17 protein-coding genes are annotated in these 19055 nt (G+C 31.8%); 5 read left to right on the top strand and 12 right to left on the bottom strand.

Going from position 1 to position 19055, the window contains the following annotated elements:
* The first annotated feature begins 3 nt into the window (after positions 1 to 3).
* The 3 genes from gldI to H2650_RS07610 are packed head-to-tail and all read left to right on the top strand — an operon-like array spanning position 4 to position 3076.
* On the top strand, positions 4 to 657 hold the full coding sequence (gene gldI / locus H2650_RS07620) for a gliding motility-associated peptidyl-prolyl isomerase GldI (protein WP_188050194.1): 654 nt from the start codon (positions 4 to 6) through the stop codon (positions 655 to 657).
* A gap of 17 nt (positions 658 to 674) precedes the next feature.
* Positions 675 to 1799 (top strand): peptidylprolyl isomerase, encoded by a 1125-nt coding sequence (locus H2650_RS07615; protein WP_188050193.1) that lies wholly within the window; start codon positions 675 to 677, stop codon positions 1797 to 1799.
* Positions 1800 to 1849: 50 nt separating this feature from the next.
* Positions 1850 to 3076, top strand: a complete 1227-nt coding sequence (locus H2650_RS07610; RefSeq protein ID WP_188050192.1) for a peptidylprolyl isomerase — start codon at positions 1850 to 1852, stop codon at positions 3074 to 3076.
* Positions 3077 to 3149: 73 nt separating this feature from the next.
* Here H2650_RS07610 and H2650_RS07605 read toward each other — a convergent pair whose 3' ends face one another.
* Entirely contained in the window at positions 3150 to 3593 is a 444-nt protein-coding gene (locus H2650_RS07605; RefSeq protein WP_188050191.1) for a hypothetical protein, read from the bottom strand.
* Positions 3594 to 4017: 424 nt separating this feature from the next.
* Between H2650_RS07605 and H2650_RS07600 the strand changes: the two genes are divergently transcribed.
* Positions 4018 to 6849, top strand: a complete 2832-nt coding sequence (locus H2650_RS07600) for a pitrilysin family protein (RefSeq protein WP_188050190.1) — start codon at positions 4018 to 4020, stop codon at positions 6847 to 6849.
* Positions 6850 to 7055: 206 nt separating this feature from the next.
* Here H2650_RS07600 and H2650_RS07595 read toward each other — a convergent pair whose 3' ends face one another.
* From H2650_RS07595 to H2650_RS07550, 10 genes are all read right to left on the bottom strand, one after another.
* Positions 7056 to 7415: a hypothetical protein gene (locus tag H2650_RS07595; RefSeq protein ID WP_188050189.1), complete on the bottom strand. Its 360-nt coding sequence runs from the start codon at positions 7413 to 7415 to the stop codon at positions 7056 to 7058.
* Positions 7416 to 7476: 61 nt separating this feature from the next.
* Positions 7477 to 8655: an AIR synthase related protein gene (locus tag H2650_RS07590; protein WP_188050188.1), complete on the bottom strand. Its 1179-nt coding sequence runs from the start codon at positions 8653 to 8655 to the stop codon at positions 7477 to 7479.
* 178 nt (positions 8656 to 8833) lie between these two features.
* Complete coding sequence (locus H2650_RS07585; protein ID WP_188050187.1) at positions 8834 to 10333, bottom strand: carboxypeptidase-like regulatory domain-containing protein; 1500 nt, start codon at positions 10331 to 10333, stop codon at positions 8834 to 8836.
* A 52-nt stretch (positions 10334 to 10385) separates the two neighbouring features.
* Complete coding sequence (locus tag H2650_RS07580; protein ID WP_188050186.1) at positions 10386 to 11768, bottom strand: CsgG/HfaB family protein; 1383 nt, start codon at positions 11766 to 11768, stop codon at positions 10386 to 10388.
* Position 11769: 1 nt separating this feature from the next.
* The gene (locus H2650_RS07575) at positions 11770 to 12174 is read right to left on the bottom strand and encodes a curli assembly protein CsgF (RefSeq protein WP_188050185.1); all 405 of its coding nucleotides are present in this window, start codon (positions 12172 to 12174) and stop codon (positions 11770 to 11772) included.
* Positions 12175 to 12190: 16 nt separating this feature from the next.
* Complete coding sequence (locus H2650_RS07570; RefSeq protein WP_248428029.1) at positions 12191 to 12478, bottom strand: curli production assembly/transport protein CsgE; 288 nt, start codon at positions 12476 to 12478, stop codon at positions 12191 to 12193.
* Positions 12479 to 12510: 32 nt separating this feature from the next.
* The gene (locus tag H2650_RS07565) at positions 12511 to 12924 is read right to left on the bottom strand and encodes a hypothetical protein (RefSeq protein WP_188050184.1); all 414 of its coding nucleotides are present in this window, start codon (positions 12922 to 12924) and stop codon (positions 12511 to 12513) included.
* The gene (locus tag H2650_RS07560) at positions 12921 to 13463 is read right to left on the bottom strand and encodes a hypothetical protein (RefSeq protein ID WP_188050183.1); all 543 of its coding nucleotides are present in this window, start codon (positions 13461 to 13463) and stop codon (positions 12921 to 12923) included. Before H2650_RS07560 ends, H2650_RS07565 begins: the two co-directional genes overlap by 4 nt.
* A gap of 65 nt (positions 13464 to 13528) precedes the next feature.
* Positions 13529 to 14413 carry a hypothetical protein gene (locus tag H2650_RS07555; protein ID WP_188050182.1) on the bottom strand — a complete coding sequence of 295 codons (885 nt, stop codon included), beginning with the start codon at positions 14411 to 14413 and terminating at the stop codon, positions 13529 to 13531.
* A gap of 528 nt (positions 14414 to 14941) precedes the next feature.
* On the bottom strand, positions 14942 to 17131 hold the full coding sequence (locus H2650_RS07550; protein ID WP_188050181.1) for a glutamine synthetase III: 2190 nt from the start codon (positions 17129 to 17131) through the stop codon (positions 14942 to 14944).
* Positions 17132 to 17417: 286 nt separating this feature from the next.
* Between H2650_RS07550 and H2650_RS07545 the strand changes: the two genes are divergently transcribed.
* The gene (locus H2650_RS07545) at positions 17418 to 18368 is read left to right on the top strand and encodes a TerC family protein (RefSeq protein WP_188050180.1); all 951 of its coding nucleotides are present in this window, start codon (positions 17418 to 17420) and stop codon (positions 18366 to 18368) included.
* A gap of 42 nt (positions 18369 to 18410) precedes the next feature.
* On the opposite strand, the gene H2650_RS07540 is transcribed toward H2650_RS07545, so the two are convergent.
* On the bottom strand, positions 18411 to 18932 hold the full coding sequence (locus tag H2650_RS07540) for a hypothetical protein (RefSeq protein WP_188050179.1): 522 nt from the start codon (positions 18930 to 18932) through the stop codon (positions 18411 to 18413).
* Positions 18933 to 19055: the final 123 nt, after the last annotated feature.

Below are 19055 nucleotides of genomic sequence, written 5' to 3'. Positions count from 1 at the left end.
CTAATGAAAAACATTAAAATAATTACCATTACTCTCTTAGTACTCGCATTCGTTTCTAGCTGTAAACAACATCAAGAAGCCAGAAGGCCTATTTCGCAAGCTTCGGGTAGCTTTATGAAAAAATCAATAGTGCGAAATAAAAAACTAGTTGCTACTGAAGAAACTCAAATTAAAGATTTAATAAAAAGCAACCCATCTGTAAAATATTTAGCTTCTAAAAAAGGATATTGGTATACTTATGTAGCACAAAATAAATTAGATTCTCTTACGCCTAAAAAAGGAGATGTAGCCTTTTTTGATTATGAAATCAAAGATTTACAAGGAAATATTATCTATTCAGAACTAGAGTTAAGACCCCAAATTTATTATGTTGACAAACAAAATATCATGATGGGCTTGAGAGATGGTATCAAATTAATGCGTAAAAATGAAGAATTAAATTTTCTTTTTCCATCAAATATGGCTTACGGTTACCACGGTGATGATAAAAAAATAGGTGTTAATCAACCTATAATTTGTACTGTTACACTACGTGATTTTAAATCTGAAGTAGCCTACAAAAAACAAAATCAATTAAAATTAAAAACACCTGCAGTAACGCCGCAAGTTCAAGAGGCAACTCCTATAACAAACAAACCAAAAGACACTTTAAACTAATAAAATTAAACTTAGAAATGAAAAAAAAGATCTTATTCCTACTACTTGTAATTGCTTCGTTTTATTCTTGTAAAGAAAATCACAACAATCTTCCAGACGGATTATATGCAAAAATTGAAACTAATAAAGGAGATATAATTGTAAAATTAAATTTCGAAAAAGCACCTATAACTGTTGCCAATTTTGTGGCCTTAGCTGAAGGAAAAAATGAATTTGTTACCAATGAGAATTTAAAAAACAGACCTTTTTTTGACGGATTAAAATTTCACCGTGTGATCAAAGATTTCATGATACAAACTGGCGATCCTTTAGGTACAGGATCTGGAGATACTGGTTATAAATTTAAAGATGAATTTTCAGATTTACAATTTAACGACGCCGGTGTTTTAGCAATGGCTAATAATGGACCTGCAACAAACAGCAGTCAATTTTTTATTACACATGTTGCTACACCTTGGTTAGAAGGAAAGCACACTATTTTTGGACACGTTGTAGAGAACGGAATGGACAATGTAAATAAAATAGAACAAGAAGATTATATCAATAAAGTAACCATTATTAGAAATGGAGAAGCCGCAAAAAAATTCAATGCGGTAAAAGTATTTAATGATTATTTTTCAGTAGAAGCAGAAATCCAAAAGAAAAAAGCTAGTATTGACGCTGAAAACAAGAAGGTTTACGATGAAAAATACAAAAGTGTTCGAGAGGCAAAAATTGCTTATTTCGATAATTTGAAAACAAAAGCAATAACAACGCCATCTGGTTTAGAATATGTAATTACAAAGAAAAGTGGTGGAAAAAAACCTGCAAAAGGAGCAAATATTTTCATTCATTATGCTGGTTTCCTAGAAGATGGAGAGTTGTTTGATGCAAGTGTAGAAAGTGTTTCTAAAAGCTTTGGTAAATACGACGAAAACAGAGCGGCTCAAAATGGTTACCAACCGATTCCTTTTCAAGCAGGTAAAAAAGACGGCATGATTCCTGGTTTCATTGAAGGTATTGAACAATTATCTTTTGGAGATAAAGCTGTCATTTTTATTCCTTCTCGTTTAGGATATGGAGCAGCTGGAGCTGGAGGAGTTATTCCGCCAAATGCCAACATAATCTTTGAGATTGAATTATTAGAAAGAATGCCCCAATAATAAATTAGATTTAGTATTTAAAAAAAGTTACATCATTAAATTATAAAAAAATGAAATTTAAAATTCTATTTTTATTGTTTCTAGGAATGGCTAACGTACATTCTCAGGCAACTAAAAAAACAACTACTGCAAAAAAACCAGCAACTGCTGTAAACAAAGCCACAAAACCTGTTGTAAAAAAACCTGCTGTTATTGAAGGAATTTTTGCTACAATGGCAACCAACAAAGGAAATATCACTATTGAACTAGAATACAAAAAAGCACCAGTAACGGTAGCCAATTTTATTGCACTTTCTGAAGGAAAAAATACATTTGTTACTGACGAAAAATTAAAAGGAAAACCTTTTTTTGATGGTTTAAAATTTCACCGTGTGATTAAGGATTTCATGATTCAAGGCGGAGATCCATCTGGAAATGGTTCTGGAGGACCAGGATACGCATTCAAGGATGAGTTTACTGATTTAAAACACGACAAACCAGGAATTCTTTCTATGGCCAATTCCGGACCAACTACAAACGGAAGTCAATTTTTCATTACGCATAAAGAAACACCTTGGTTAGATGGCAAGCACACTGTATTTGGTCACGTGACTGAAGGGATGAATGTGGTAAATAGCATCGAACAAAATGATGTTATTACAAAAGTTACCATCATTAGAAAAGGCGCCGAAGCACAAAAATTTGATGCGCCAAAAGTATTCTCCGATTATTTCAACAATAAGTCAGAAGAACAAAAGAAAAAAGACGCTACTCTTGCTGAAAACAAAGCCAAACAAGCTGCTGTTCTAGCCGAAGCTAAAAAAGCATATTTAGAAAAATATGGTTCTGTTGTAGCAGCAAAGGCTGCTTATCTTTCAACTGCAAAAGCAACCGCTACCACTACTCCATCAGGATTAATGTACAAAATTATCAAAAAAGGGAGCGGTGTAAAACCAGCAGACAAAAGCACTTTCTTTTTTCACTATGCTGGATATTTTGAAGACGGAACATTATTTGACAGTAGCTATGAAGAGGTTACTAAAGAATTTGGAAAATATGATGCAAATAGAGCCGCACAAAACGGATATCAAGCTTTCCCTTTTGAAGCAGGTAAAAAAGATGGAATGATTCCTGGTTTTATAGAAGCATTAGCAACAATGTCTTACGGAGAAAAAGTAATAGCATTTCTTCCAGCTAATTTAGCCTATGGAGAAAGAGGTGCTGGTGAGGTAATACCGCCAAATACTAATTTAGTATTTGAATTAGAAATGTTTGAAAAACAACCTACTTCAAAATAATAAATCTAAAATAATACCAAATAAAAAAACCGATAGTTTAACGCTATCGGTTTTTTTTATACTTTATTATGACTTATTTTTTTACTGGAAATTTCCAATCAAATTCGTCTTTTTGATTGATAATAGCGCCTATTTCAAACTTAACAACCTCATCAAATTCAGTTTGAAAAATAATCCAATTTTCTTCATTAAAATAATTTTCAAAAGTATCAAACTCTTCTTGAGTAAACTTAATTATCCCTTTAGCCGTTAGATCTTTCTTAACATCTTTTATTTTTTTATCAATAATTTTATTTCCAAAAAGTTCTAATTCAGGACTCGATGCCACCATATAACCCAATCTAAAATCTTCCTCTACATAAAAAGTCAAACGTATTTTTTGCTTATTGTAAGCATAAATCACATTATCATCTTCGTCTTTGTAATTGCGATCTGGCTTACCATAAATTGCCGTTACATCATTTTGTTTCATTCCGAAAATGAGTTTATCAATTCCGTTTTTTGGGTTTATTTTCATCTGTAGCTCTTTATTATTATTTACTGTATTGCACAAAAACCATTTTTACACAAATAAAAAGGAATCCTGCTTGTTTATTGAACCACAAAGTTCGCAAAGTTTTTTACATAGTTTCTATCTTTTTCAAAAAAGAATTTAAGCATACCTATCAATTTACATCTTTACAATTATTATTTGGGCGTGACCTTACTTCCTCTAGTGTTACAGTAAGGTCGGGCTATTTACTACAATCTCCTCATTTGCTGAGGCAAATAAGGAGGATTTCCGCTTCTATCCCTCACGCAACTTAAAAAAGTTTCTATGCTATTTTAAAGAAATCTAGTGTATCTAAAACCTCCTTTTTCTTAATATTTTTCCTAATTTAGATCCGCAAAACAACAAACTAGTTTGTTGCAAAAAATAACACGAAACTTAAACTTAAAAAATGAAACTACTACACAACTACTTCCTACTCTGTTTCTTGCTGATTAGCATAATTCCATCTTATTCTCAAAAGGAAAAATCAAAAGAATTTAAGGTAGATTTCGAAAAATTCACTTTAAAAAATGGCCTACAAGTCATCTTACATGTTGACAGATCAGATCCTGTTGTTGCAGTTGCCTTAACCAGCCATGTAGGTTCTGCTAGAGAAAAAGTAGGTAGAACTGGATTTGCCCATTTATTTGAGCACCTTCTTTTTTTAGAATCGGAGAACTTAGGCAAAGGAGGTTTAGATAAAATGAGTGCAAGAATTGGTGGTGAGGGAGCCAATGGATCCACAAGTAGGGATCGCACTAATTATTTTCAAACGGTACCTAAAGATGCATTAGAAAAAATGATTTGGGCCGAAGCCGATAAATTAGGATATTTTATCAATACTGTAACCGATCCTGTTTTAGCAAAAGAAAAACAAGTTGTAAAAAATGAAAAAAGACAGAGTTACGACAACAAACCATACGGGAATACTTTCTCTGTAATTTCTAAAAACTTGTACCCAACAACTCATCCTTACAATTGGGATGTAATAGGCTCACTAGAAGATTTACAAAATGCTACGTTAGAAGATGTAAAAAGTTTTTACAATCGTTGGTATGTTCCCAATAACGTAACATTAACCATAGCTGGAGATTTTGATGTAAATCAAACTAAAATATGGGTTGAAAAATACTTTGGTGAAATTAAAAGAGGAGAAGCAATTCCAAAAATGGAAAAACAAGCTGTAACTCTAGCAGAAACAAAAAAATTATACTACGAAGATAATTTTGCACGCCTACCACAACTAACATTGACATGGCCTTCTGTATATGAATATCATCCAGACAGTTATGCGTTAGAGGTTCTAGCAACTTATCTTTCTACTGGAAAAAAAGCTCCTTTATACCAATCTTTAGTTGAAGATAAGAAACTAACCGACGCTGTTGCTTTGTACCAATACAATTCTGAAATAGCAGGTCAATATATGCTAAGTGTTACTGCTTTTGAAAAAACAAATTTAAATGAAGTAATGGATGGTATCAACCAAGGCTTTAAAGAATTTGAAGCAAAAGGAATATCAGAGCAAGACTTAAATCGTATAAAAGCAGGACAAGAAACTGCTTTTTACACCAATTTATCTAGTGTTCTTGGCAAAGGATTTCAGCTAGCACAATATGAGATTTTTGCTGGTGATCCTGGCTACATTACTCAAGATGTAAAAAATATTCTTGCAGTAACTCCCGCTGATGTAATGAGAGTATATGAAAAATACATCAAAGGAAAACATTTTGTGGCAACTAGTTTTGTTCCAAAAGGAGAAGCTAATTTAGCCTTAAAAGGTTCAGTTTTAGCCACTGTTGTCGAAGAGAAAATTGTTGACGGAAAAGAAGATGCATTTGATGCAAGTGTTGCTGCAACCTACCAAAAAACACCTTCATCATTTGACAGAAGTGTGGAACCAGAATATGGAGAGAGTCCAGATGTAAAACTTCCTACTGTATGGAAAAATAATTTATCCTCTGGATTAAAACTCATCGGGATCGAAAATCACGAAGTTCCTCTTACTCAATTTCTATTGCAAATCAAAGGTGGAATGTTATTAGAGGAAAAAAATAAAATTGGTGTTTCAAACATGTTGGCAGAGCTGATGACAAAAGGAACAAAAAACAAAACTCCTGAAGAACTTGAAAACGCCATTGAAAGCCTTGGCGCTACCATTAAAGCTTACGCAACGGATGAAGGAATTTTTATTTCTGGAAATTCATTAGCAAAAAATTACAGTGCAACTATGGCATTAGTAGAAGAAATAATAATGCAACCTAGATGGGATTTAAAGGAATTTGATCTAATTAAACAAAGTACTTTAAGCACAATTCAACAGCAAAAAGCAGAACCTAATAGCATTGCAAAAAATGAATTTAAAAAATTAATTTACGGAAAAGAATCTATTTTATCTCATAACAGAATTGGAGAAGAGCAGACTTTAAAAAACATCTCAATAGATGATTTAAAAAAGTTTTATGCTGCTAATAGCTCTCCATCAGTTTCTATTTTTCAAATTGTTGGTGCTGTTTCACAAAACGAAGTAACTAAATCATTAGCAAGTTTAAATAAAAACTGGAAAGCTAAGAAAGTTATTATTCCTGCAGTAAAAACTCCAGATGGAATAGCAAACTCTAAAATATACTTTTACGATGTTCCTGGAGCAAAACAATCCGTGATTAGAATCGGTTATCTTGCTTTAGCTGCAACTGATGCTGATTTTTATCCAGCAGAAATAATGAATTACCGTTTGGGTGGTGGTGGTTTTGCATCACAACTTACGCAAGAGTTACGTGAGGGAAAAGGATATACTTATGGTATTGGATCTTCTTTTTCTGGTTCTACAAATAAAGGTGCTTTTGTTATTGGTAGCGGAGTGCGTTCTAATATAACATTTGAATCAGTTAGTTTGATAAAAGAAATAGTTGAAAATTATGGTAAAAAATTCAAAGATAATGATCTAGAAGTTACTAAAGGATATTTAATTAAAAGCAATGCTAGAGCTTTTGAAACATTGGGTGCAAAACTAGGAATGTTATATGATATTAGCAATTACAACTACCCAAATGACTATGCCAAAAAACAAGAAGATATTGTAAAAAACACTTCTATATCTGATATAAAAAGACTTTCTGAAAAATATTTGAATGCGGATAAAATGATCTACTTGATAGTAGGAGATGCAGCAACGCAATTGAAAAAATTAGAGGAAATAGGATTTGGTAAACCTATACTTCTGAATGAATCAGTAACAAAATAATTCAGATTTACAATAGTAATATAAACGGGTATTACTATTAATTTTTAGCCCAGATCGAAGTAAAAAGCCCGGACTAAAAAATAATAATTTTTCTTGTCTTGAAAGAGCTCTTCCCGATACATCGGAAAGAGCTCCTTTCAGGATTTAGAAAAATATTTTATTTTAGGAGGACTTGTAACGAAGCGCTGGATGAGCTTCTAAAAAAATTACTCCGCCATTTCATCATAACGCTGAGGAACTTGTGGATCGTAAAGAGCACATTTAAATTCCTCCATCACACCAACTAGCGTATCCATGGTCTTACCTTCGGTGCCGTAACAGTCAATTTTTATACTTTGTGGTGTTGTTCTTACCTGAAAAGCACCTACTCCGTCAGTGTTTTTCCAACTTTTATCATCTACTTTTTCCCATTTTGAGAAAACAGATGCAATTCTGTTCAAAATAACCTGAACAGGAAGTGGTTCTAAACCTTCAATTTCGGGTTGTTCCTCGCTAATTGCCTCGTAAATTTCATGATGGTTTAAATAAATTCCCTCAAGATAATTCCAAAAAAGTAATTCGTACATGTTTAAATAGTTGAATATTGAACATGGATAGATTTAAAATCCAACCATAAGCAATGGTTAATTAATATTCGAATGTTCCGTATTCGCTTGTAATTGTTAGTTTTTTTATTTCAGATTCAGTTACTCTACCCACAATTTGTGCCTCAACATTAAATGATTTAGAAATCGCAATAATATCTTCAGCTACATTTTCTGGAACGTAAATTTCCATTCTATGTCCACAATTAAATACTTGATACATTTCTTTCCAATCTGTTTTAGATTGTTCTTGTATCAATTGAAACAAAGGTGGAACTGGAAATAAATTATCTTTTATGATGTGTAAATTCTCTACAAAATGTAAAATTTTAGTTTGTGCTCCTCCACTGCAATGTACCATTCCGTGAATTTCATCTGAACTGTACTTATCCAAAATCTTCTTGATTATTGGTGCATAGGTTCGTGTTGGTGAAAGCACTAATTGCCCAGCATCAATAGGAGAATTAGCTACTTTATCTGTCAAGTTTACTTGTCCTGAATAAATAAGATCTTCCGGAACTGCTGCATCATAACTTTCTGGGTATTTTTTTGCCAAATACTTACCAAAAACGTCATGTCGAGCAGAGGTAAGTCCGTTACTTCCCATTCCGCCATTATAACTTTTCTCGTATGTAGCCTGACCAAAAGAAGCCAATCCAACAATTACATCACCTGCTTTTATATTGGCATTATCAATTACTTTACTTCTTTTCATCCTAGCGGTTACCGTAGAATCAACAATAATAGTTCTCACAATATCACCAACATCTGCTGTCTCGCCACCTGTGGAATGAATAGTAACACCAAAAGAATTTAATTCTTTAATCAGCTCTTCTGTTCCATTTATAATTGCAGAAAGAACTTCGCCCGGAATTAAGTTTTTATTTCTACCAATAGTAGATGAAAGCAAAATATTATCTGTTGCCCCTACACACAAAAGATCATCAATATTCATGATTAATGCATCTTGTGCAATACCTTTCCAAACTGAAATATCACCAGTTTCCTTCCAATACATATATGCTAAGGAAGATTTGGTTCCTGCACCATCAGCATGCATTATTAAACAGTAATCCTCATCCTGGGTTAAATAATCGGGAACAATTTTACAGAAAGCTTGCGGAAACAATCCTTTATCAATATTTTTTATGGCATTATGCACATCTTCTTTCGCAGCAGAAACACCGCGAAGTGCATATCTTTTTGAAGTATCTGAACTCATGTAGTATAGTTGTAAATCCTGCTTTTAGGCAGATAGTTGTGGGGCAAAGATAATTATTTTTTTGGGTTTTGCCTATCGAGTCTTAGTAAGAGTTTACTCAAATCATAGCCTTATTTTAACACCAAAAAAAACACCTATTTGATAAGAAATAGGTGTTTTTATATTTTTTAAATTTATGTTATTCCCAATCTGGCATACTTGCATTAGCGAATAGTATTGTTCTTGAAACTCCAGTTGTAGTGTTAGCAGCCGGTGTATATTTTACAATATTTTTGGTCGATACTCCGTCATTAGAAGTATTCATTATAATTAGTTCGGCCTCATTGGGAGAATACCTCACATCCAAATCAACTGTTCCTGCAGGTTTCTCTAGTGAGATTTCGCTAGCAGTATTGGAACTAAAAACATATTGAAACACTCTAGTATCCAACTGTCTATAATTAGCATCTTCGTATCCAGAAACATCTCTTGTAAACACTAATTTTTGTCCTGTTATAGAAAAATTTAGACCTCCCATTGCTCCTGTTGTCCCAGACCAAACTTGAGAGAGAAGTACTCCAGTAGTACTGATTACATAAATTTCAGCATTGTAACCGTTGCTATCATTTACTTTTAAAGCAATTTTAGAACCATCATTACTCCAGTCGCATTCTGAAATAAATTTTCCGTTTGGAGTTTGATAAATTTTAGTTAATCCACTTCCATCACTATTGATTCTATATAATTTATCGAAGTACGGATATATGATCTGACTACCCGATGTGTTCCAAGAAAAATTAAGGAAATCAGAATTAAATCCAGCAATAGGAATCGAGTTGGTTACTTTAAAAATTCCTGAACCATCTGGATTCATAGTATAAATATGATTTTGTGCACCGCTGGCTCTAATGAATGCAATTTTTTTAATTTGATTGTTTTTCCTAGGTCTCCAGCTATTTACATCTAAACTGGTCAGTCTTAATTGAGTTCCAGAATCATCACCAGAATAAATCACATTATTCTCAAAGCTCTTTTTTACAAATAAGAATCTAGCGCTACTAAAAGCAGTAGTGGTAAAACTGCGAACTGCGCTCAAAACAACTGGATTAATCCCATCTGAAACAGAAACTTGCCAATAATATTTTGTACTATAATTTAATCCTTTTAAAGTAAAGTTTGTTTTAGAAATATTAGGATAAATGACAACATCATCACTATTTTCTTTTCTTAAGCTAATTTCGTATTTCAAACTGTCTTTTTCAATATCTGTAGCAGTCCATGTCAAGTTCAAATCTAATGTTTGATCTGTAGCATTGTCTAAAGGTTTAATTAACACTGGAGTAGTTGGAGGTTTATTGTTGGTTGTTGATAATTTAAGTTCGAAAACTATTTTTGAGGTTTTATCGGTATTTACCGTTGCAGCTTCAAATTTTACAATGTAACCCTCTTTTTGAGCTTCAAATGAATAATCACCAACTTTCACATTATTAATAACAAACTTTCCTTCATCGTCAGTAAAAACAATACTAGTATTTGGGTTTGAAAAGACCTTAACATTCGCCAATGGTTTAAAATCAATTGCGCTCACCACTTTACCTTCTACTGTCCCGTAATCTTCTCCAGTAAATTTTTCTTCACTACAAGAAAACAGCATTAAAAATAAAGTTAATAAAGTAATTTTTAGATAAGTATTTTTCATCAGTATAGAATTAAAATTATTAATGAGCTAGAATTGATTGATTTTGAAAACATTAAAAACCTTTCGCAACACGAGATTTTCTTATATTAGAAAGATAAATAGTTACTCCTAAACCAAAACGATAATAATAATCATCTCGCACTCCTCTTTTTATATAATCGATATTATCACTAAAATTTAGATTTTGCTCACCATACAATTTTATACCTAAATTATCGGTCGCCATATATTCAATACCAATTCCATATTGAACTTTAGCATGTAAGTTTTTGAAAGCTTTATTCATTCCAAATCCACCTCCAGCAAACACATAGGGACTTAATTTGTCTTTTGGTAACAAGATAAACTCTGTATTTAAATCGTAAGTTAAATAACCAACATCTAATAATTTTTTATTGGCTAGTTCAAAAATATTAGTAGATGCACTTAAGTTAAAAGAAGGAGTTAAAAAATACTTTAAAGCACCTCTTCCCATGAGTCTTAATTCAGGGTTGCTATAATCTCCGTCCATTAATGTAGTACCACCTGATATTTCTATTCCAAATTTTGATCTTCTTTGTTTTAAATTACGACCATATATTGCTGTAACATTTGCTTCTTCATTCTCATTCTTATAATTTTTCAAAAGAGATTCCTTGGCTGGCACAGAAATATCAGCTTCCCAAATTCCATCTTTAATCCCTTCTAAAACCAAAGTAGAAACTGCTTTTTCTATAGCTTCTGTAACTGCCATTTGAACAGGTTCGTTGGTCGTATAACCCGTTTCTACTTCTAACAATCTTTTAAAATTGACATATTTAAATAGACTTTGATCGATAGCTTGAGAAAGTATCGTTTTAGAAATATAGACCGATTTTAAAATTTTACCATTAGCCGTTGAAACCATTCTAAGATAAATAGTAACTCGGTCTTGTCTGTATTTTACTGCGCCTCCAGTACCAAAATAACGCGCACCAAAACCCCCAGTAATAATATTAGAATCGTAGGATATAATTCCTCCTTCGAGTAAAACTCCTGCATACAATAAGGGTGTAATTTGTGGCACATTAGGATCTACATCTTTTGCATACTCTTGTCTTGTGGAACGAATAAGATTTCGTTCTTGAAGTAAGTTTCCGATATTCTCGCGTTCAATAGGAATGAACCATTTAGAATCCTCTAAAGCCTTAATTAATATAGATGTGGCTCCTTGTGTAACGGCTGTACTAAAATTACTTCCGTTTTCAGAAGCTTTGTACTGACCAGTTTGATCTCTAAATTTATAAATCCCTACTACAATTTGTTCTTTAGCTTTAGGTAGCTCTTTCAAAAGTGTAGTTGCTGGAGTAATTTCTCCAATTATAGCTTTTTCTGTTCCAGTAGGTTGATTATAATAAGCACCGCAACTAGAGATGAAAAAAAAAATCATCAACATTAAGTAGGTATATAATCTCATATTATCGATTTGGAATGATTACTTGTGTCTGCGCTCCTGTTTTAGTATCTAAAATATCAACGGTTAAACCTCCTGAAGAGGGATAAACCTCAACAGATAAACTACCAAAAGTATAGGACCCTATTTTTATCCCGTCATTACCAAACTGCTGTTTGAATAAAGAACTCGAGATTTGGCTCAACAATAAAGAATTTAAACTTGCTGTAAATCTCTCTAATTCTGTTTGTTGCACTTGCGCAACTGATTTATCTGTAAATTTATTTTGAGATTCAGCAGAACTAGCTAACCACTGATAATTAAAAGTATCACCTCCAAAAGCAGGATTTTTAGGTTTGTAAACTAAATCTTGTGCTTCTACTGATTGAAAACTAAGAATAAAAGTCATAATAAGGAATAACGTTTTCATATTTAACAGGATAAAATTAATACTGAGTAAAATATTTACTTTGCTTTTCTAAATTTTTTAAATATAAATAGGTGGCATAAATAGATTCTTCGGCCATCTCTTTTAGATATTCCTCATCAGGCCTAGCCAAAAACTCATAAATAACTTCGTTATCTATGCTGACGACTATTTTGGTATTTCTGGCAAAGCTAAATTCCTCATTTAGCGTGATAATTTTTTTTGAATTGACTTTGTATTGATTATATAAATAATAATATACATCATAAAAATCTTTCCCAACTTTAGTTTTGGTATCATCTGAAATAATGCCTAGTAACTCAAATCCATCTGAAGGAATTACAATAACTTCCTCTTTTTTTTTTGGTCACCAAGAACTACTCTATCTTTTCCAATTAATTGCTTGTTTTCATTATAAAAAAGCAATAAAACTATAACCTCATCACCATTAGATAAATTAACTTGTGTATTAGATAAATTTTTATTCTCACTTGGATTTAAAGAAAAAAATCCTTCTTGAATGTTATCAGAATGATTATCGTTTAAATTATTATTTTTAATAACCGACAACTTATACGAAAAACTTTGAACGATGTCTGATAGATTTTCTGCAGTTCCAGTTACTTTAATAATCCCATCTAAATTTTCAATATCTATTTTAGCCTTTACAACGGTATTTGTTGTTTGAGAATAAGAGATTGTTTCGCTAAAAAGCAATACAAATAATACAAAGTAACATCTCAAAATTTTCATAATTTAGTATGGTTTATTACTGTGACAGCAGCACCATTTCCGGACTGGATTATGGTCATATTCTTTGAAATTGAATTAGATCCAAAATTTATAATATTTTGATCATTTCCTTTTTGAAACAATTCAGTAGTTATATCATAATTAGCATAAGGAACATAGTCCTGTACGCTATTATTATTTCCTTGTTGAATTACTTTTTGATAAATTGAATTTGCATTTTTGTCAATAAACAATTGATTATTGTTGCCTTGTTGCGTTAGTGTAGCTTCAATTTTAGTTGCTGAAAATTGAGAATTTATATTATTATTATCACCTATTTGTTGTACTTGAACGGTATTAATAATTTGTTGATGAATTAAATTGGTATGCGATTTAGTACTATAAAAATTAGAATTCATAGAAACAATTCCTTCTTTTGTATCTATCAATGCAATTGGTTTTTCATTATATGGAGCAGTAATACTTTCTTTTTCTTGCGCGAAGCAAAATTGAAAAGAAAAGAAAAGAAAAATAATGATATTTATAGATAGCGTTTTCATTAGTTCCTATTTTTATATAAAGAAGGGACAACTTAATTAGCTGTCCCTATCTTCATGAATTTTAACTAGTTACTTTGTGTTACGTTAGACACATTATAACTACCTTGTTGTGAAACTGCATTCATGTTACCAGAGCTAAATCCGTTTTGATTTGTATAAGATTTGTTCCAATTTCCTTCTTGCAAAATGTTATCACGGTTTTTAAAACCAAGTTGAGTAGTTTCAGCTATATTGTCATTACCATATTGATAATGATTTGCTTCATTTCTTGCAGAAGCAGAAGCCGCTTGTGAAGTACTATTTTGACTAATTTTTGAATCATTTCGCAAACCACCTTGACTAGTGTAAGCTAAATTAAAATTACCAGTTTGAGTTTGTACAGCTACGTTATCACCATGAGGATTAACTGGCACTGCAGAACTTAAAGGATTCATCATAGGAAAAGTACCTACAACAGGAAGAGGGTTATTTCCTGAAGTTCCTTGATCTATAGTAGCTTTGTTGTCTTTACCAGTTTGAGTTTGAGTAGCGGTATCATGTCCTTTTAAAGCTGGATATGAAAAACCAGTCTCGTCTTGCCAGATTGTAGCATCATTTCTGTCTCCTACTTGTTTTTGTGTTGCTTTGTTATCCCAGTTATTTTGAGAAATAAAAGCACGGTTATCATTTCCTTTTTGATCGATGTCTGCCATATTTTTTGTTGAAATATTAACACCACTTCCCATAATCTGTCCAGGATTTACACCTTGATACACAAATGCATCATTGTTATTTACCGTTTGTTTAATTTTAGAACTTTGAGCCGTTCCAATTTGATGAACTAACGCATTTTGTGAAGTTCCAAGTTGGCCTACTAAACTTGAATTCGCTCCAGCTGATGGACCCGGTTGTGCATAAGATGCAGCTCCTACAAATAGCATCGCGGAGATGCTTAAAATTACTTTTTTCATAATAAATATATTTAATTGGTTGTTAATACAAATTATCATGTAGGTAATAAAAAAGGGATTGGGGGAAATATCTTTATTCATAATAAATAACAAGATTATTTTTATAAATAATTACTCCTTGTTTGAATATTACATTTCAAAGATAGCAAAGTAGAAAACAAAAAAACAAACATAAGTAGCTGTATTTAAAACATTTAACTTAAAACTCGATAAAATACAATTCTATAACGATGAACTACCTCTTTTGTAAAATAGGATATCAGAAAAAATTTACGATACGTTTTATATTCAAATAAAAAGCAGTATTCTGCTTGATTTAATAAAATATTACTTACTTTTTTGAAAATAAATATAGATATATTCTTTTATAAACATTTATAATCATTGATTTATACATTAGGATTTTGAGCGAACATAATTTGTAATTATAAGCCCAGTTTTTTATAAAAATGATAAAGAATTTAATGCTATCTATCCATAAAAAAAGCCTCTCCAAACGGAAAGGCTTTTTAGTATTATAGCAAATTATTATTTAGTAAATAATAATTCTCTGTATTTAGTTAATGTCCAAATTTCATTATCAACCAATAATTCTAATTTGTCACAGTGACTTCTAATAACTTCAAAATAAGGTTTTACTTTATTGCAATACGCTTCTGCCATTTCTTGGGCGTTTGTCAACGTATTTGCTTTTTTTCTCTCATTTGTCATTTCGGCAACCTTCGAATTGATTCCTTCAATATGACGTGAAATCTGCTTGATTAAAACAATTTGTTCTTTAGCAATAGTTTCAAAATCATCTCCAAAAATATCTTTTAATCCTTTTACATTTGTAATTAACGTATTTTGGTAACGGATAGCAGTTGGTATAACATGATTTTTTGAAATATCTCCCAAAACTCTACCTTCAATTTGAATTTTCTTAGTGTATTCCTCCAATTCAATTTCGTATCGTGCTTCTACCTCTACATGGTTCATTATATTTAACTCTGAAAACAAATCTAATGACTGCTTAGATATTCTAGCTTTTAAGGCTTCAGGAGTAGTTTTAAAATTACTTAATCCTCTCTTACCTGCTTCAATCTCCCATTCTTCGCTATATCCATCGCCTTCAAATAAGATTTTCTTAGAGTGTTTGATGTATTCTCTCAATACATTGAAGATTGCATCATCTTTCTTCATGTCTTTTGATTCAATCAAAGCATCCACTTCTATTTTAAAATCTCTTAACTGTTTGGCAACAATAGCGTTTAAAGTGGTCATTGAATTAGAACAATTTGCGGTAGAACCTACTGCTCTAAACTCAAATTTATTTCCTGTAAAAGCAAATGGTGATGTTCTATTTCTATCTGTATTATCTAATAGAACATCTGGAATTTTCCCTACAACGTTCAATTTTAAGTCTGTTTTTTCTTCTGGAGATAATTTCCCAGCAGTTACACCTTCTAATTCTTCTAAAACTTTCGTTAATTGTCCACCAATAAAAACAGAAATAATTGCTGGTGGTGCTTCATTCGCTCCTAATCTATGATCATTACTTGCTGATGCAATAGCTGCTCTTAGCAAAGATTCATTATCATGAACTGCTTTAATGGTATTGATGAAAAAAGTTAAAAATTGTAAATTACTCATTGGAGTTTTACTTGGACTCAACAAGTTTATACCTGTATCAGTAGCTAATGACCAGTTATTATGTTTACCAGAACCATTTACGCCTTTAAAAGGTTTTTCATGAAATAATACTTTAAAAAAGTGACGTTCTGCCACTTTTTGCATCACATCCATCAACAAGCAATTGTGGTCAACTGCAAGATTGGTCTCTTCAAAAATTGGAGCTAACTCAAATTGATTTGGTGCCACTTCGTTATGACGAGTTTTTACAGGAATTCCTAATAACATACATTCTTGCTCCAAATCTCTCATGTATACAAGAGCACGCGTTGGAATAGAACCAAAATAATGATCGTCTAATTGTTGTCCTTTTGCAGAAGTATGACCCAATAAAGTTCTACCAGTCATCATAAGATCCGGACGAGAATTAGCTAAAGCACTATCAATCAAGAAGTATTCTTGCTCCCATCCTAAAGTTGCAGTAACTTTTTTTACATTTTTATCAAAATATTTGCACACTTCTGTAGCTGCTTCATCCATAACGGTTAATGCTCTTAAAAGTGGCGTTTTAAAATCTAAAGCTTCCCCAGTATAAGAAATAAAAACAGTAGGTATACACAATGTCGTTCCAAAAATAAATGCAGGTGAAGTGGGATCCCATGCGGTATATCCTCTCGCTTCAAACGTATTTCTAATTCCACCATTTGGAAAACTAGAGGCATCCGGTTCTTGTTGCACTAATTGTGCTCCGCCAAACTTTTCAACAGGATCACTTCCGTCAGGAAAAGTTTCAAAAAAAGCATCATGCTTTTCAGCAGTTATACCTGTTAAGGGCTGAAACCAGTGTGTATAATGAGTTACTCCTTTAGAAAGTGCCCATTCTTTCATACCCATGGCAATATAATCGGCTAATTTTCTATCAATTTTAGTTCCATGCTGAACAGCACCTTGAACTCCTTTAAAAGCATCCGAAGTTAAGTATTGCTTCATTGCTTTGTCATTAAAAACATTAGATCCAAATAGAGTTGATTTTCTATCTGATTCTTCAAATTTAACTGGTTTTCTCGTAGATGCTTCTCTCAAAGCTTGGAAACGTAATGTTGACATAAAATTGATTTTATTTTGTTATACCCCTGTTATTTGATGCAAATATAATTTATTTATCACTTTTAGAATGCCATGCCTCCTTTTTTTTAGGGTTAAAATTGAATTTTTATTAAATTCATAAAAAAAACTTCTCTATTTTGTCTCTTTATATAAAGTTGAAGCTATTTTTTTTGCACAATTATCTAAAATACAGCAAAAATATTCAGGCTCAACTTTCCTAAAATATGTATCAGAATTAAAAAAGCAAAAAGTATCTTTACACAAGATATTTAAATACCTATAAATTATGATTGTCTGGATTTGTTTTTTAATCGCTGTTTTAATTTTTTTAGCACTTGATTTAGGAGTTTTTAATAAAATACCACATGTTATCAGCACAAAAGAAGCTGGAAAGTGGACTGCTATCTGGGTAGCTTTGTCCTTTATGTTCTCTGGTGTAATCTATTGGTTATACGGAAGTGATTTAATCGCCAATCCTGATGGATTAAAACCCGCAACGGCCTCTATAAAATTCATAACAGGATATTTGATTGAATTATCTTTAAGTATTGACAACATATTTGTCATTGCGATAATATTTGCAGCTTTCAAAATACCCCAAAAATACCAACATCGTGTTTTGTTTTGGGGAATATTAGGTGCAATCATATTTAGAGGTTTAATGATATTTTTTGGCGTAATGTTGATCAATAAATTTTCTTGGATGACCTATATTTTTGGTGCCTTCTTGATCTATACTGCTATGAAAATGTTGTTTAGTGGAGAAGACGAACAATTTCAGCCAAAAAAATCATTTGTGTACAAAAGCCTAAAGAAAGTAATGCCCATATCTAACCATATGGATAAAGAACATTTTTTTGTAAAAAGAAGACATATTACTGCGGCAACACCACTTTTTGTAGCTCTAGTTGTTATAGAAGTAATGGATGTCGTTTTTGCAATTGATAGTGTTCCTGCAATTTTAGCGATAACCAACGATCCTTTTTTAGTTTTTAGTTCTAATATATTTGCGATTTTAGGATTGCGATCAATGTACTTTTTCTTGGCGAATATGCTGGCAAAATTCAGTTATTTAGAATACAGTCTCATTGCTATTTTGAGTTTTGTAGGACTTAAAATGCTACTGCATGAATTCATTAAATTACCAGAATGGGTGTCATTAGCCTTTATAGCCGTTTCACTAATTCTCGGAATCGTAATTTCTTTACAAAAAAGCAGTAAAGAAAGTATCGAATAGATCTATAATAAAAAAGGGAAATCTTGCGATTTCCCTTTTTTATTATATTGTCGATGACAACGACATATCTATTTTTTTTATTTCTCCTTTAGAAACATTTAATGCTGAAAGTACTGAGTTAATATCATTTTTATTCATGGTCTTAGCATAGCCATTTGGTACTATTACAATTCTGAAGGTTTGATTTTTAGTCCAACTTGCGTCTAAGGTTTTTAAATTAAAATTAGCAGAAAGATAAATTTTAGCATCAAATTTAGTATAGTCAAAGTTGTAATTAAGAGAACCGCCATCATTAAAATAATAGGTTTGAGGCATTAATTTCCAAACATCCTGACCATTCACAACATCATACAAGTGATAAATTAAAACAGAATCCGAATTAAATATTGGTGGATCAAACACAACCAAACTACTAAAATTATTACTAGAATTAAAAGAGGTTGTAACCTCAAAAACTTCTGTTCTTGGCGTATTAACAATTGGAGCATCATATACTTCTGTAACTTCACAACTTTGTAGTGTCATCATCCCGATGAAAACTAAAAATAAGGTAATTTTTTTCATAATTTGTAGTTTTTATTTATTCTTTAAAACTCTATTCACGAACTGTGCCAAAAATTATTCCGAATAAAAAGCCGATATTAAAATCAAGAAAAATAAAAACATAAATAATTAAAAAACAGTAAT

The sequence above is a fragment of the Flavobacterium sp. GP15 genome, assembly GCF_014281985.1.
Taxonomy (GTDB): Bacteria; Bacteroidota; Bacteroidia; order Flavobacteriales; family Flavobacteriaceae; genus Flavobacterium; species Flavobacterium pygoscelis.
Note: the sequence above shows the minus strand (reverse complement) of the source record. Positions and strands in the feature narration are given on the sequence as shown.